The 14,053-nt window shown below is 66.0% G+C and carries 13 protein-coding genes; 4 read left to right on the top strand and 9 right to left on the bottom strand.

Annotated elements, in window-relative coordinates; translation table 11 throughout:
* Positions 1-165: 165 nt before the first annotated feature.
* Positions 166-1,029, top strand: coding sequence for a DNA N-6-adenine-methyltransferase (locus ACFDTH_RS09340; protein ID WP_375287262.1), 864 nt, complete (start codon positions 166-168; stop codon positions 1,027-1,029).
* Here ACFDTH_RS09340 and ACFDTH_RS09335 read toward each other — a convergent pair.
* From ACFDTH_RS09335 to ACFDTH_RS09295, 9 genes are all read right to left on the bottom strand, one after another.
* Positions 1,026-2,288 (bottom strand): AAA family ATPase, encoded by a 1,263-nt coding sequence (locus ACFDTH_RS09335; RefSeq protein ID WP_375287261.1) that lies wholly within the window; start codon positions 2,286-2,288, stop codon positions 1,026-1,028. The genes ACFDTH_RS09340 and ACFDTH_RS09335 overlap by 4 nt on opposite strands.
* A gap of 495 nt (positions 2,289-2,783) precedes the next feature.
* Positions 2,784-3,365, bottom strand: a complete 582-nt coding sequence (locus tag ACFDTH_RS09330) for a hypothetical protein (protein ID WP_375287260.1) — start codon at positions 3,363-3,365, stop codon at positions 2,784-2,786.
* Between the two features lie 70 nt (positions 3,366-3,435).
* Positions 3,436-3,966 carry a hypothetical protein gene (locus ACFDTH_RS09325; RefSeq protein WP_375287259.1) on the bottom strand — a complete coding sequence of 177 codons (531 nt, stop codon included), beginning with the start codon at positions 3,964-3,966 and terminating at the stop codon, positions 3,436-3,438.
* A gap of 49 nt (positions 3,967-4,015) precedes the next feature.
* Entirely contained in the window at positions 4,016-4,486 is a 471-nt protein-coding gene (locus ACFDTH_RS09320) for a hypothetical protein (RefSeq protein ID WP_375287258.1), read from the bottom strand.
* An 87-nt stretch (positions 4,487-4,573) separates the two neighbouring features.
* Positions 4,574-4,801, bottom strand: coding sequence for a hypothetical protein (locus ACFDTH_RS09315; RefSeq protein WP_375287257.1), 228 nt, complete (start codon positions 4,799-4,801; stop codon positions 4,574-4,576).
* A gap of 133 nt (positions 4,802-4,934) precedes the next feature.
* On the bottom strand, positions 4,935-5,558 hold the full coding sequence (locus ACFDTH_RS09310) for a hypothetical protein (RefSeq protein ID WP_375287256.1): 624 nt from the start codon (positions 5,556-5,558) through the stop codon (positions 4,935-4,937).
* Positions 5,558-6,070 (bottom strand): hypothetical protein, encoded by a 513-nt coding sequence (locus tag ACFDTH_RS09305; RefSeq protein ID WP_375287255.1) that lies wholly within the window; start codon positions 6,068-6,070, stop codon positions 5,558-5,560. The genes ACFDTH_RS09310 and ACFDTH_RS09305 overlap by 1 nt, the downstream gene beginning before the upstream one ends.
* A 615-nt stretch (positions 6,071-6,685) precedes the next feature.
* Complete coding sequence (locus tag ACFDTH_RS09300) at positions 6,686-7,264, bottom strand: autoinducer binding domain-containing protein (RefSeq protein ID WP_375287275.1); 579 nt, start codon at positions 7,262-7,264, stop codon at positions 6,686-6,688.
* 52 nt (positions 7,265-7,316) lie between these two features.
* Positions 7,317-8,912: a hypothetical protein gene (locus ACFDTH_RS09295; RefSeq protein ID WP_375287254.1), complete on the bottom strand. Its 1,596-nt coding sequence runs from the start codon at positions 8,910-8,912 to the stop codon at positions 7,317-7,319.
* A gap of 307 nt (positions 8,913-9,219) precedes the next feature.
* Here ACFDTH_RS09295 and ACFDTH_RS09290 point away from each other — a divergent pair, with 307 nt between their 5' ends.
* The 3 genes from ACFDTH_RS09290 to ACFDTH_RS09280 all read left to right on the top strand — a co-directional run bounded on the left by ACFDTH_RS09290 (position 9,220) and on the right by ACFDTH_RS09280 (position 13,996).
* Positions 9,220-10,953 carry an ATP-dependent endonuclease gene (locus tag ACFDTH_RS09290; RefSeq protein WP_375287253.1) on the top strand — a complete coding sequence of 578 codons (1,734 nt, stop codon included), beginning with the start codon at positions 9,220-9,222 and terminating at the stop codon, positions 10,951-10,953.
* On the top strand, positions 10,950-12,659 hold the full coding sequence (locus ACFDTH_RS09285) for a UvrD-helicase domain-containing protein (protein WP_375287252.1): 1,710 nt from the start codon (positions 10,950-10,952) through the stop codon (positions 12,657-12,659). The genes ACFDTH_RS09290 and ACFDTH_RS09285 overlap by 4 nt, the downstream gene beginning before the upstream one ends.
* 194 nt (positions 12,660-12,853) lie before the next feature.
* A complete protein-coding gene (locus tag ACFDTH_RS09280) occupies positions 12,854-13,996 on the top strand; it encodes a hypothetical protein (RefSeq protein ID WP_375287251.1) in 1,143 nt (380 codons plus the stop codon).
* The last annotated feature ends 57 nt before the right edge of the window (positions 13,997-14,053 follow it).

Raw genomic sequence — 14,053 nt, 5'->3', positions numbered from 1 at the left:
AACGACGACACTTGTGCGGGCAACGCTAGCGGATGAACGAACGGCAGCGTCGGCCCTGCTCCGCCCGTAAGCCGCCGTTCCGCTCTCCCCCACAGTAGACAATCCCTTTCCCGTCGGCCATGGTCAGATTATGAGGTTTTTCGGTATCATTATCTGATCGACGACTTGCGCCTGGCACGTCGCTCTGCGGGCCTGTCGCAGCAGGAGCTAGCGGATCAGCTCGGCCTGACGGTTCAGGTCATCCATAGGCTGGAGGCGGGGATCGGATCGGTTAGCACGTTGCTCATGGTTATGGCGGCGCTTGAGTTCCGGCTGAGCGGGTTGGGACCCGGAACGACATTGGCCGAGCGGCTGCGCCGGGTGCGGGAGAAACGCGGCCTTTCGTTGGAGGAGCTGTCGCGCCGCACCGGCCTGTCCCGCACGACGATCGCCGGACTGGAGCGCGGCGGCGGGACCGTGAAGAGCCTACAGCGTCTGCTCGCCGTGCTGGCGCCGAAGGTGCGGCGTCAGGCGCCGGAACGCTCCTACTGGGGCAAGGGCGACAAGATCGATCGCGACAGCCGCTTTACACCGCCCGACTTCATGGCGTCGATCTACGACGCCTTCGGCGAGATCGACATCGATCCTTGCTCCAATGAGCTGAGCCCGGTCGTTGCCCGCCGCCGTATCCTACCGAGTGAAGGCGGCGATGGCCTTGCCGACGACTGGTCGGGGCGGCTCGCGTTCGTGAACCCGCCCTATTCCGAACTACTGAAATGGCTCAAGCGCACCCATGAGCAGTGGAAGGCGGGCAATGTCGAGACGGTCGTGTGCCTCGTGCCGATCCGGACCGACTCGCCCTGGTTCCAGCAGGTGCTGAGCGTGGACGCCGACCTGTTCTTGCTGCAGGGCCGCGTCCGCTTTCTTGATCCCCGCGGCAAGGGACAACACACGCCGTTCTCGCTGATGCTTGTGGCGCTCGGCACCTCGCCCGAGCAGCGGAAGCGCTATGCCGAACTGGTCTCAGGGTATTGGGTGAAGCGCAGCTAAAAACCCCGCGGGGCCAGGGACAAATCGATCACTTTCGCCGGACCGTTTCTCGGCGAGGCGATCGCACCGGCCTGCTGCAGCTCGCGCAGGATGCCCGCGAGGTTAGAGGCATTCGCCTTTGCGCCCTCGTGATCGAGCTTGAGCCCGTCGACGCGAGGATCGCTACTGTCCTGCAGATGCGTAGCAAGGTCGGCACGAGAGAAGGTCGCGCCGGGGTTGCCGCCGTCGGTGATGACGCGAATGGCGTCGATGACCGCAGCCCGCGCCGTTCCGATATCAAGATCCCGCTCCAGCTCCCTCGCGATCGGTGCGAGCGCGATCTGACGAAACGCGGCGTCACGCTCGCGCGCAAGATAGCGTGGGTCGAAGTCGGCACCCTGTGTGTTGGCCTTCACGACGGTGACAACGAGCGCGTCGCGCGTTTGCGTCGTGGCGCTGATGGCAACGATCCGCTCGTACTCGCGCCCGATCGCAGTGCGGACCTCAATGACGGTCCGCGGCGTCGTCGACCACATCGCTGATCCGCGCAGCCGGCCAACCGCGCCGAGCGCCGGGTCGGCGCTGTCGATGCTGGTGGTCTTGGGCTGGTGGCCGATGACAGCCCAGAACACGTCCTGCTCACGCGAGCGGCGGTTGAGGTGGAAGAGTAGGTCGGTCGTCGCCTCGGTGTTGTTCAGGTCGAACCCCACCATCGACACCGCGCTGTCGAGCACGACGCCGATGATGTGATCCTGCTCCTCGTGCGCATCGTTCCAATCGGCGATGAACGCTTCCACGCCCTTCAGCGTGTCGGACGGGCGCCACGTCGCGCCTCGCTGCTCGAACAGGCGCGGGCTCGGTCCGTCGAATTCGTCGCGCGACAACGACAGGAACGGCAGCAGATGGATGCGTTCGCCCAGCGTGTTCGGGTCGATCGCGCCGCCGTCCGCGGCCATCGACTGCAGAATGCTCGCGAGCCGCCCAAGCAGCTGCTCACGAAGATCCTCGGTCGACAGCAGCAGGATCTGACCACGTCGCCGGATCGGCGCACCGAGCCAGGCATCCGGCGCGCCATCTCTAACCGCGGCGAGATGCGCGGCGAGCCACACCAGCAGCTGCGTCTTGCCGACACCGCCAGCGCCGAACCACATCGACGCGCCGGTTCGGGGCAGTAGCCCCTCGACGACCCATTGCTGGGGTGCGGACGTGTCGATGTCGGTTGCGCGATAGCCGCCCGCCTTGGCGCGCTCGATCCAGTTCGCGGTCGTCGTATCAGTCATGCGCCCCTCCGTTTCCAACAGGATGGCGTATCAGCGTCGGAGCGCAAGCCTGAACACCTCGGCGCGAGAGCTACTCAGCTCGGCGTGTCTGGAAGGAGGCATTCAGCTCTGGTTCAGCAGGTAGGTAGGTGTGTCGAAGAGTGAGTCGGTGAGCGGCGATACGGCCGCCCGACGCACGCTTCGACCACCTGCTGAACGCCGCTGGTTAGGGTGCTATGCATCGCAAGGGCGTGGCCGGGAAGTAGTGGTCGGCGATGCGCCGGTATACCGCACGGTCAAGCGCGTGAGCGCCATCCGCTACCGTCGCACGCTTACCCCTGAACGCCGCGGACGGACACACCCGAGCGGCATTGGCGATCAGTCCGCGGGTCCACGATCCAGCTGATTGACGCTGCAGGAACTGCCCGCCGACGGATGCCGTGAGCAGCATTGCCACGGCGATCCGGAAGACGAGCGGCATCTCCCGAAGCCATACCCTGAGCTTAGGCCGCGTTGTCATACCGCCTCGACCTTCGGCATGTCCGGCCGGTTGGCGCGGCACCAGTTCTCCCAGGCAACCTTGCCGGCCGAGTTCCCGCGCGGGCCGCACCATTGGTGCCGCAAGCTGTGCCACAGCTGCTCGGTTCGCGGGGTCGGGATGCCGTACATGCAGTTCAGCCCATTCTGCTCATTGCGGTTCGCCTTGGTGCGGCGCTCGCGTGCCGCGAGCAGCATGCGTCCGAAGCGATATTCAGTCGGCGCCTCGAACAGGCTATCCCAAACCTGATGCCGGGTGCGCTCGGCGATGATCTGCGCCGCGCGCTCGATGTCGCCCCGATCCTTGTCGGTCACGTGCTCGCGCGCGAGCCGCTCCAGGTCGGCGAGGAAGTTGTCGCGGTCGACGATCACGGCGCGGTAGCCGGCCTCGAGATCCGCGGCGAGCTGCCGAAGCGCGTTGCCGTAGCTTTTGGCGCCCCGGGCGGTCAGCTTGACCATCGGCCGCAGCTCGAGCCCGAAGCGCCCGTCGATGTGGCGGTGGACGATCAGCGAGTCGTCGAGCGCGGTCAGGTGGCGGCGGTATTCGCGCGCGGTCCACATCGGATGGATGACGACGAGCCTGGGCGGATGGGTGTCCATGATCATTTACTCTGGGGGGTTGTGACCGGGATCAGCGATCGAGGTTGCGGGGGTTCGGCGTCGCGTAAGGGGAGCCGGCGAAGGTGATCCGCTGGAGCAGCGCTTGACCCGTCGCGATGCCGAGCAGGCGGTCGGCCTTGCTTCGGAAGGGCGGCTTGCCGACCGCCGTGACGCCGCGCGTGTCAATCGCGATGACCGGGCCGTCGCCGTTCGGCGTAACGAGGTACGCGCCGCGCTTTTCCATCAGCCACAGCCGCAGCGACGGGTAGTGGACGGCGTCGCCGTTGGCGGTGAGGACGACATCGATCTCGAACGCATGGCCACTCAGCATGCTGTCGGTCCAGGTCGCGATCACGTTCACGTCCTGCTCGACCGCGAACGCCCGGAGCGCGAACGGGTCGAGCGCGTACTTCTCGTCCCCGGCGGCGATCGCCAGGCGCTGCTGCGCCAGCATCAGCGCCTTTGGGACACGCGCGAAGAACCGCTCCTTGCCGTCGTCGCCGACGAGGCTAGCGAGCGCGTTCATCGCCGTGTCGCGATAATGACGGGGGTCTCTGATCATCTGGGTGGCCTTCTGTTTCAGCCCGCGTCGCGGGCATTTTCACCGACCCTCACCGGGTCACCACCTGAGCCACCTTCTCCATCCAGGCCGCCGCGCGGCCGAACCCTACCTCCCGCTCACCCACGAACGCCCACGGCCCGGGCGCCGCGTGGTGCAGCGCGTTGACGAGGCGGAAGCCGAGCGACGTGCTGTCGGCGCCGGCGGGGATGAGCCACGGCTCGCCGGCCTCGCCGAGCCAGAGCGCCAGCGGTGTGGTCCACACCGTCTCGCGCCGTGCCCAAGTTGCCATGGCAAACTCGGGCTGTCCGTCGATCGGCAGCGAGACGATCAGCGCATCGCTGCGCGTCTCCCGCACGATCGGTTCGACCTGCCGCACCGCGAACTCGGTCCCGCTGGTCGTCGGCACGAGCAGGAGCTGAGCCGCTTCGACGTACAGATATTGGGTAAAGCTGGAGCGCGGCAGCGGGCCGCGATCGAAGCTCCATCCTGTCTTTGCCGCGAGGACGAGCGCGAGGTGCAACGCGCGGGCTTCAGCGGCCGCGCGCCGTCGAAAAGAGGACATGTTGATTTGCCTTTCAGGAGTGAGTGTCGGCCACCCGCCAAATCTTCACCTGGGCAGCGGCAGCGTGCCCGCGACCTCGCGAAGCTGCCGCAGGCAGTCGACGTCGATCGGCTGGCGCAGCGCCTCGCTGATCGACTGGCCACCCAGCTCGAGGACGGGTCGCTCCAGCGCGCCTGCGATCGCCTGGCTGTCGTGGTGGCAGCGGACCTCGAGACGAACGAGGACATTGAGCAGCAGCGCGGCGTTATCGGGGATGACGACGCAGGGCGTCATGACCTCGCCTCCTGCGACTAGTCGCTCGGCTTCTTGTTCCGACAGCGAAAGTGCCGAACACGCCAACGTCGGATCGAGCCGATGGACGTGAAGGAGGCGACCGACCTCGGCCACCCCCCCCACGCGGCGCTGGTCACAGCGTCGCCAGCAGCGCGTCGAAGCGCGCCCGCGCCATCGGCCAAACCCGGTCGCCGTTAAGGGCGGCCACGTAGCCGCCCCATCCGATGCCGGACAGCGTGCGAGCGCCGGTGAGGATATGGCAGTGTGGCGAGGCCGTGTTGGCGACGAGCTGAGGCACGTGCTGCACCACCAGCGCGGGTACGGAGAACTCGTTGACCAACTCCGACGCCAGCGTGTGCGCCAACCGCCATGCGTGGTGCAGCCGCGTCGGCGTCCACGTCAGCGTGACGTAGGTGAGGAGCATCTTGCCGTACCTCACGTGCGCCGCGTCGATGTCGGTGAACAGAGCCTTCGGGCACGTAAACCGGTCATCGGCATCGCGCGGGAGCAGCACCTCGTGGCGATACGCGCGCGAGCGCCACGGTTGATCCGCGGCATCCACCTCGATCAGCAGCTTGGCGGCGGCAAACGCGGTAGCGCTGTTGGCACGCCCCTGATGCATGGGGCGGAGCGTTCCGGTCATGCACCGCGGGCTGTCCTGATCCGACGGGTCGCCGTTGAGGACCAACCACGAGTGCGGGTTGCTCTCGCTGAGCGGCGTGTCGGCGTTGATCACGAGCGGCTTGGACGCAGCCATCAGCGCACCTCCACCGGCTGGAGGATGCGCGCGACGTCCCCCGCAGCGCGCCTGACCCCGAGCTCGCGCTCGACGAGCGTCGAGAACGGCGGCACCATCTCCAGGCAAAGCCCCTCGGGCGTGATCGACACCGCCGGGCCGACCCACTCCGGCACGAGCCACAGGCCGCTCGCGTCGCGGTAGAGGGCGAAGTCGCGCTCCACCCACGCCGAACACGGCAGCGAGCCGAGCGCAAAATCGGCGCGAATAACTCCGTGATCCGCATCGCCGATGCGCAGGAGAACAACGTCGAGGCGGTGCTCGGCGGCGATCGCTTCGAGCCCGGCGGCGAACAGCGGCGACGCCGCGGTGGTCACCGCGATGAGCGAGTCGCGCTCGGGCACGTGAATGGTGCTGCCGGGCAAGCCGCACACCGGCACATAGTCGTAGATGTCGTTGGCGCCGAGCGCCTCCAGCAACAGCCCGGTCGCGACGCTGGCCGGGCTGCAGCCCGGCTTGGTGGTGATATCCATGAGTTTAGGGACTTTCGCTTGCGTGGCCGCCCGTCATCGTGGCGAGCGGCAAGCCCCTTCGAATTTCACTTCAACTTCGGGGCTCGATCGAGCCCGTGATCATCCTTGCACCTATGCTGCATCGCATGCGCCTCATGTAGGCTTCGATCAGGAACAATCCTACATTGGGGGAAAGCGGAATGGCTGCTTTGAAGCAGTCACCAATGTATATGCTCGTTCGTTCATGCGGCGAAGATAGGTGCCGAACCGCCGATCACTGGTAGAAAACGATCAGGCCGTAATGCGCAATGGCTTGATGGCTTATCAAGAATCAACTATATCACCGCGCTGGCCTTATACGCGTCGCGCGAGAGCGAATATTTGATGCGGCGGTGATTCACAGCTTTGCAAGCTCAACAGTTCCCTTTCACTTCACCGGTGATAGCTGCCAAGGTTTGGTCGTGGACGCCGTGGCCCCCGACGAATGTCCGTAGGTCGGCGCCGTCGGAGCACAACCAGGAGGTGGTCCCGGCTGAGCTTTGGATGCCACTCCAGATAAACCAAGCCCGTGGCATCACGTTGGCCGTACCTGGTCGCGTCGATGCGGGTGGCTGGCACAAGGTCGCGGCGGTCGGGTCAGCCTGCCCCGCGCCGAGCTTGCGCAGGATCGACTTGGCAGGCGTCTTCACCGTGGCGCATGTTGAGGATGGTCGCGAGGTCGGTGTAGGACTTGCCCTCTGCCATCCAGTCGAGCACTTCCTGCTCGCGCGGACCGAACGAGATGAGGGCGCGCGGAAATCGCGTCCAGCCGGCGGTACGTCGGACATTCTTCATCGCATGCGCGCCTACGAGCTGGGCGGCTTGCTGGCGCCATGGGGGCAGCGGCGCGGACCGGCGGCTGGCGAAGCTGCACGAGCCGGGTGGCTCGAACGGGAGGTTGGCCGGAACGGTGAAGCCCTGGCGGAGACCGCAACCGTGCGCCGCGGCGAGAATGCTGCGCTGGAGCTGCGTCATGATCAGATAGTCGCCAATCTCGCTCCACATGAAGCCGCAAGGCGCCTTGAGGCAGGCTTGCAGCATTGAATCATCGACGAAGCCGCCGGGCATGATGTGGCGCTGAACCCAGACCTCGGGATAGTCACTGATATGGTGGGTGAGCGGGTCGCGGCGCTGCATGCGGACCGAGACGACGAGCGCATAGTAATCGAAACCGATCTACCAGTCGGTACAATCTTTTCGAGCCGACGCGCTATCCAGCGGCCCTGCGCTAGGTGCCGACGCGGTCATTCGTCAGGCGCGGTGACAGGACGAGCGCTGTCGACGTCGCTGCAGGCGAGACAGCGCCCGGTGCGAGCGAGGATTGGGGCGACGGTTCTGCTGCGCCGAGGGCAGCAGCGGCTGCCGCCTCCATCTCCAGCTTCTTCGCGACGATGGCGAAGGGGTGCTCCAGGAAATGCTGGTTGAGAGCGTCCGCAATTCCCTTCTCCTTGCCGGCGCGGGCAAGCTCCAGCACCGCCTCGCCGTCCTTCCACGCGATCGGCGCCTTTGTGCGCCTGGCCTGCTCCTCGATCAGGAGAGCGAGCGCGTCGGGGGCTATTGTGCCCGATGTCCAGATCTCGAAGCGCTGCCGAGCTTCCCGGAAATAGGCGTGCGCGCGGTAGTGCGCGCGCATGATCGCGATCTTCTCAAGCCAGGTCTCGACCTCAGCGAGGCTCAGCACCCCTCCGGGCTCCTTGCCCTTGCACTCAATCGCCGTGACCTCGCTTGCCTGATGCGTGACCTTCTGGATGTCGATCTCGGCGAGCTTGCCCGTGGCCGGATCCTTGGCTCGGACATTCATGTCGATCGACATGGCGTCGCGCCTTGCCAGGTAGGCGGCGACCAGCTCGAACAGCACGCCGCGCAGATTGCGGCTCCTGCCTTCGATGTCGAAGAGATTGTCGAGCAGGAACTGGAGCCGCTCGGGACTGGACGATGAGGCATAGGCGCCCGCGTTCTTGAGCACCTCGACCAGCGACGCGAGCGCGGCGCCGACGCGCTTGCCGAAGAGATCCTTGGGCGTCGCCATCAGGATGCCGGCCGCGTGCCCCGCCGTGAGCGCTTCACCGGTGAATCCTTCCGCCACGAGCACGGACAGCACGCCGACAGCGGGGAGGATCGCCTTCAGCATCCGCGCCTTGCGGATGAAGAACTGGATCTCGTCCGCGGAGAGGATCTTGTCCGCGAAGGCATCGGCAACGACGAAGCCCGGCCGAGCCGGGCCGCCCTGAAGCGGAAGAAGGTAGCTCGGCCCGGCAAGGTCGAACTCGAACGGACCGATCGCGCGCAGCTCCGCGTCACCCCGGATCCTGATCGCGTTGTAGCTGCCGAGGCCGATCTTGCGAGCCCATTCCCGCAGGCCGTCAAGAACAACCCGCTCGGCAAGATCACGGGCGCGCAGCTCCGGCTCGTCGCCGTAGGCCAGCGAAGGCGCGAGGCTAAAGCATAGCTCGCCCTCGCTATTTCTAACCTCCTTCACAATGCTCGCGGCGATGAGCCGCTTGGCCACCAAAGCGGCCGTCACCTGACCCTTCTGCGGAAGCGCCGGCGCGCCGCTCACGACCGCGAACTGGTCCGCCCTGATGAATCCGCCCCGCGCGATGATGCCGTCGATCGCGGCGGCGAAGACGGATCCGCTTTCCCGCAGGTCGCGAATGAGATTGGCCCAGAACCGCTCGGTATTGCGATCCTTCTCAAGGTAGAGAAACGCCTCCCGCTTCGGCAGAAGCTGGACCGGAAAGCGCCGGACAGGCTTCGACGCGCGCGAGACGCGCTGCCGGGCTGCCTCGGCCGACAAGCCCTCGGCGACCAGCGCCTCGACCATGCGCGCCGAGCGTGACGGGCCGTTGTCGGCGAGGATCTGAGAAACGCTTCGCGGCATGCTGTCACACTGCTCAATTTATTAATACAACTACCTTGCAGGGCCGCTTTCGCGCAAGGTCGTGGCAACATCCAGCAAATCAACGACTTAAGAGCATGTTTTCCGGACCGCGGACGGATCAGCTGTCACAAGGCCCTCGTTTCGGACGCTGTCGCCGCTCGCCATGGCCATCAGCTGAAGCTACATCATGCCTGTCGACCTGCTCTGCCGCGAGCGATCAGGCGACGGAGGAAGGACGAGGGGGAATCGCGTGCATCTGGCGCAGCTGACGATCAGCAATTTTCGACGGTTGTCGACCGCGACGCTGGAGTTCCGGCCTGGCCTCAACGTGATCGTCGGTCCGAACAATATCGGCAAGACCGCGGTGGTGGACGCCCTGCGCGCGCTGCTTGCCGGCGCGGATGACCCATATCCCCGCTTCACCGCAGACGACCTGCACCTTCCGTCGGGCGGAAGCGCCTCCGGCGAGATCCGGCTGGAATATGTCTTCCGCGGTTTGGAGCCCGCCGACGAGGCCGACTTCCTCCACGCGCTGCGCCCTCGCGCCGATGGAAAGTATGAGGCGGTGCTGGGGGTCACCTATGGCGAGCCGGATCGATCGGGGCGCTTGCGAGCTCGTCGATGGTGTGGTGAGTTCGACGACGTCGCGGTGACTCCGACGATGCTCGAGAATCTGCGGAGCGTCTATCTTCAGCCGCTCCGGGATGCCGAGCAGGGCCTGCGGCCAAGCCGCAACAGCCAGCTGTCGCGGCTTCTCCACCTCTTGTCTGACGACGCGGGCAAGAGCGACATCGCTGCGGCGCTTGCGCAGCTCGACGCCGAGCTGAAGAAGCACAAGCCGATCCTCGACACCCAGACCGCCATCAGCGGCCGCCACCGCACGATGCTTGGCGAGCAGCTTGCCCAGGTGCTCAATGTCGAGCTGGCAGGGTCCGACTTCTCCAAGCTTGCCTCCCGCTTGTCGCTCCTGGTCGACACCTTCGAGATCGAGCGGAACGGCCTTGGCTACAACAATCTGATCTTCATGGCGGTCGTGCTCAGCGAGCTCGCGAAGAACGCGGACGCGGCCTTCCGCAGCCTGATCGTCGAGGAGCCCGAGGCGCACCTTCATCCCCAGCTCCAGGCGGTGCTCCTGCGCTACCTCTCGAGCATCGATCATGACTCGACGGGAGAAAAGCCGGTGCAGGTGTTCGTCACCAGCCACTCCCCCAACTTCGCCAGCATCGCCGATCTCGACTCGATCGTGTGCCTGATGGACGCCGGCAGCGAGGCGGAGGTGTTTCATCCGCGCGCGATCACCTTCGAGAAGGGCAAGCGCGAGAAGCTTGCACGCTATCTTGATGTCACCCGGGCGGAGCTGTTCTTCGCGCGCCGCGTCGTCTTCGTCGAGGGCGCGGCCGAGCTGCTGCTGGCCAATGTGCTGGCGACCCGCGAGGGGCTGGATCTTCGAGATCATGGTGTCAGCCTGATCAGCGTTGAGGGACTGAACTTCGATTCCTTCATGCCCTTGTTCGGCGAGAAGGCCATCAAGGTGCCGGCGTCCGTGATCACCGACGCCGATCCGCAGATCGAGGTCGCCGGCAAGTGGGTGGCGCATTATCCCGGCGCCACCGAGACGATCACGGTCTCTGACAACACGGCGGCCATGCAGGCGCGTCAGGACAGCCTGGTCAAGGTCTTCCACGGTCAGAAGACTTTTGAATATGACCTTGCTCTCGAGCCGGGGAACCGCGCGGCGATGCTGACCGCCCTGGCGGACATTCACCCGCAGATCGCCGCCGCGCTCAAGCTCGAGGTCGACAAGGGCGCCGACGATCGGGAGAAGGCCGAGACGCTGTTCCGCGGCATGTTCGAGCGCGCGTCCGGAAATGTGCAGAAGGGAAGGTTCGCGCAGGCGCTCGCAGCCACGATCGCCGACAAGAAGGTCGCGTTCACGACGCCGGGCTACATTCTTTCCGCCATCAAGCACGCCTGCCAGAAATGACCGGTCTCTCGAGCGAGCAGGAAGCGATCGTCGCGCTTCCGCTGAAGCCGATCGCGGTCACGGCATGCGCCGGGAGCGGCAAGACCAGGACGGCCGTGCAGAGGCTGGCTGCGATGCGGCGGCTGCACACGGACGATCGCAGCCTGGTGGCGCTGCTCTCCTTCTCCAACGTCGCGGTCGAGACATTCCGCAACGAGTATGCCGCAGCCATTCGCGCCCATCCAGGCTCGCGCCGCGACCAGGCCGTGGAGATCGACACGATGGATGGCTTCATCACCACCAACGTGCTTCGGCCACATGGCCATCGCGTGATGGGCTGCGGCTGCACGCCGTTCCTCGTCGAAGGCCGCGAGCCGTTCCTTAAGAGCTTCACGGTCTATGACGGCGCGCGCAGCCATCCGACGGCAAGCCTCGGCATCTCGCTGCGCGGGGGCGCCTTCGTCTACACCGTTGGACGGCAGGAGCAGATCGTGGATCGATGGCGGGCCGAGCCCGCGGTCGCAAAGCTCGGCGCTCTCGGGGCGTACACGCATGCCTCGGCCCGTTATTGGGTGTGGCGCACCCTCAAGGATCAGCCTTCGCTCCTCGCGGCGCTCGCGCGGCGGTACCCGCACATATTGGTCGACGAGGCGCAGGATATCGGACCCGAGCACCAGGCGATCCTCGAGATGCTCATGCGGCAGGGCTCGCAGGTGTCCCTGATCGGAGATCCCCATCAGGCGATCTTCGAGTTTGCGAAGGCCGACGGCGCTTTCCTGTCGGGCTACGGCGCTCGTGCAGGCGTGCATGACCACCGGCTGTCGGTGAACTACCGATCCGTGCCGAGCATCCTCGCTGTGGCGAACCGGCTGACCCAGCGCGGCGACACTGCGAGCCGCCAAGCACAGGACGGGCGGCACGGAGTCTTCTACATACCCTATGATCCGAAGGACCGAGCCTCCGCCCTGGCGACCTTCCAAAGCTTGATGGAGACGGCGAAGATCGTTCCCAGCGCGGGTGTCGTGCTGTGCCGGTCGAGCGATCTGGAGGGCGAGTGGGGCGGCGACCGGGACGGCCAGGGCGTTGGGGTTGTCCGCTGCTTTGCCAACGCCGCGATCAGCCGGGACCAGCAGGGGAAGCTCGCACGCGCCTTCAGCGAGGCGTGCGCAGGGGTTATCGGCCTGCTCGCGCCGGAATATGGCATCCTGACGTCGCAGCTGGCTCGCGGATCGGACCAGGACACGATCGGAATGCGTCGGGCGATCTGGGCATTTGTCAGGGATGCGAAGACTGGACTGCCCTCCGCGACGCTGGTCGCCGATACGGCCTGGCATCCTTTGCTGTGTCAGCGCGTCCGCGCGCTTCTTGCGCTGCTCGAGCGCGATTTCGGATTGAAGCCGGGCGAGAACCTCGGCAACAAGCTCGCCAAAAGGGAGCTGGAGCATCGTCCCCTGACCGAGATGCCCGATCTTGCGCAGGTCGGTATCCCATCCTTCCCGGTGTCGACGGTTCATAAGGTGAAAGGCGCCAGCATCGACGCGGTGCTGTACGTGGCCAAAAAGGGCCATGTTCAGGCGCTCCTCGACGGGACCGGGAGCGAGGACGGCCGGATTGGCTATGTCGCGCTGACCCGCGCGCGCAATCTTTTCGTTCTTGCGGTGCCCTCGACCTGCCTCGCCAGCTTCGAGAGCGATCTGCAGGCCAAGGGCTTTCAGCGAGCAGGCTGAGGCCTGGGCTGGCGCGTTCAACGTCCGCGGGGTGGGCATCGACGGGGGTCGTCGCGGCATCCGGAGCCGACAAGGCGTTCTTGCCATCTGACCCATGCTCGTTGCACGTTCGCCGCGAAAAGCGGGGGCAGATGATTCTTGGACTAAGATACTACAAGACCAAGGCATCCGCGCGCGAGCCGCTGCTTCGCTTCATGCTGGACGCGCTGCGCGCGTCGGGGTGCCGGATCATCTACGCCTCGCCGCCCGATCGCGCTCCATTCGTCATCACGTTCGAGACGCAGGACGGCGAGCGGATGGGCATCGTCGCCTACGCCTTTCTGGCCACCCGCACGCCGACCAGGAACCGGCCGGAGGACGAGCGCACCTTCCAGATCAAGTATGGCAACAAGTCGGACTATGCCGACGACAATGCCCATGTGCTCTGGCAGGATCCGCTCGGCCTGTTCACGACTCTGCTGATCGGTATCGATCCTGAGGAAGGGTTCTTCGTCGCCGCCGATCCGGAGGCGCACAATCCGACCAAGTTCTTCATCCGCATGGAGTTCAAGGACGAGCATGCTGACGCGATCCGCCGGGACGGCTGGCACGCCTGGGAACGGGCTCGTCGGGCCGGCCCCATGTCCGAGCCCGTCGAGGTGCTCGTCGGCGGCGTCCGCGACACCTTCCTCGATCTGGTCCGGCTGGAGCGCGCCGGCTACGGCCTGCCGCCCGGCGATCGCCAGCTGCTCGCCGACAAGCGCGAGCTGATCGGGGCGCCTCGCCAGGACGCCGTCGATGTGCCGGAAGAGGACACCACCCCCATGCATCCGCTGCTGCGCGAGCTGGAGCTTGGCGCCGGCGAGGTGCTCGAGCTTATCGCCGGGGCCCGGCGACTAAAGATGGCGGTGCGCGGCTGGGTCGCCGAGGAGCATCTGCGCGCGAGCCTGGCGCGGGTGGACGGCGTCACCCACTGCGAACGCCTCGACGAAGAAGGCGGCCCCGACCTTCTGATCCGCTACCGGGATGGGCCGCGGCTCACCGTCGAGTGCAAGAACGTGCTGCGGGTGATCAACAAGACGCGCAACTTGCCCCGCATCGATTTCCAGCGCACCCGCGCCGCCAAGGGCGATCCGTGCTCCCGCTACTATGCGCCGGACGACTTCGACATTGTCGCGGGGTGCCTGCATGCGGTGACCGAGCGATGGGAGTTCCGATACGCTCTCCCGACCGCTCTCGATCCGCATCAGAAGTGCCTCGGCAAGCTCGCGAGCAACGTGCTTGTCGATGAAAGATGGTCGCCGGACCCACGTGGCGCTTTCGAGCTGGCGGCCGCTCAGCTAGGGTCGCGCGCATGACCAAGCTGCGTGCCATCAGCCTTTTTACCGGCGCGGGCGGGCTCGACCTCGGGTTCG

Source organism: Sphingomonas sp., from assembly GCF_042096255.1.
Taxonomy (GTDB): Bacteria; Pseudomonadota; Alphaproteobacteria; order Sphingomonadales; family Sphingomonadaceae; genus Sphingomonas.
Note: the sequence above shows the minus strand (reverse complement) of the source record. Positions and strands in the feature narration are given on the sequence as shown.

What these genes read in the sequence shown, in the direction of transcription:
- ACFDTH_RS09285 (WP_375287252.1), top strand. Translation starts at nt 10,950, where the DNA reads ATGACCGGTCTCTCGAGCGAGCAGGAAGCGATCGTCGCGCTTCCGCTG.
- ACFDTH_RS09330 (WP_375287260.1), bottom strand. Translation starts at nt 3,365, where the DNA reads ATGTGGACCGCGCGCGAATACCGCCGCCACCTGACCGCGCTCGACGAC.
- ACFDTH_RS09325 (WP_375287259.1), bottom strand. Translation starts at nt 3,966, where the DNA reads ATGATCAGAGACCCCCGTCATTATCGCGACACGGCGATGAACGCGCTC.
- ACFDTH_RS09295 (WP_375287254.1), bottom strand. Translation starts at nt 8,912, where the DNA reads ATGGTCGAGGCGCTGGTCGCCGAGGGCTTGTCGGCCGAGGCAGCCCGG.
- ACFDTH_RS09280 (WP_375287251.1), top strand. Translation starts at nt 12,854, where the DNA reads ATGCTGGACGCGCTGCGCGCGTCGGGGTGCCGGATCATCTACGCCTCG.
- ACFDTH_RS09310 (WP_375287256.1), bottom strand. Translation starts at nt 5,558, where the DNA reads ATGGCTGCGTCCAAGCCGCTCGTGATCAACGCCGACACGCCGCTCAGC.
- ACFDTH_RS09335 (WP_375287261.1), bottom strand. Translation starts at nt 2,288, where the DNA reads ATGACTGATACGACGACCGCGAACTGGATCGAGCGCGCCAAGGCGGGC.
- ACFDTH_RS09305 (WP_375287255.1), bottom strand. Translation starts at nt 6,070, where the DNA reads ATGGATATCACCACCAAGCCGGGCTGCAGCCCGGCCAGCGTCGCGACC.
- ACFDTH_RS09315 (WP_375287257.1), bottom strand. Translation starts at nt 4,801, where the DNA reads ATGACGCCCTGCGTCGTCATCCCCGATAACGCCGCGCTGCTGCTCAAT.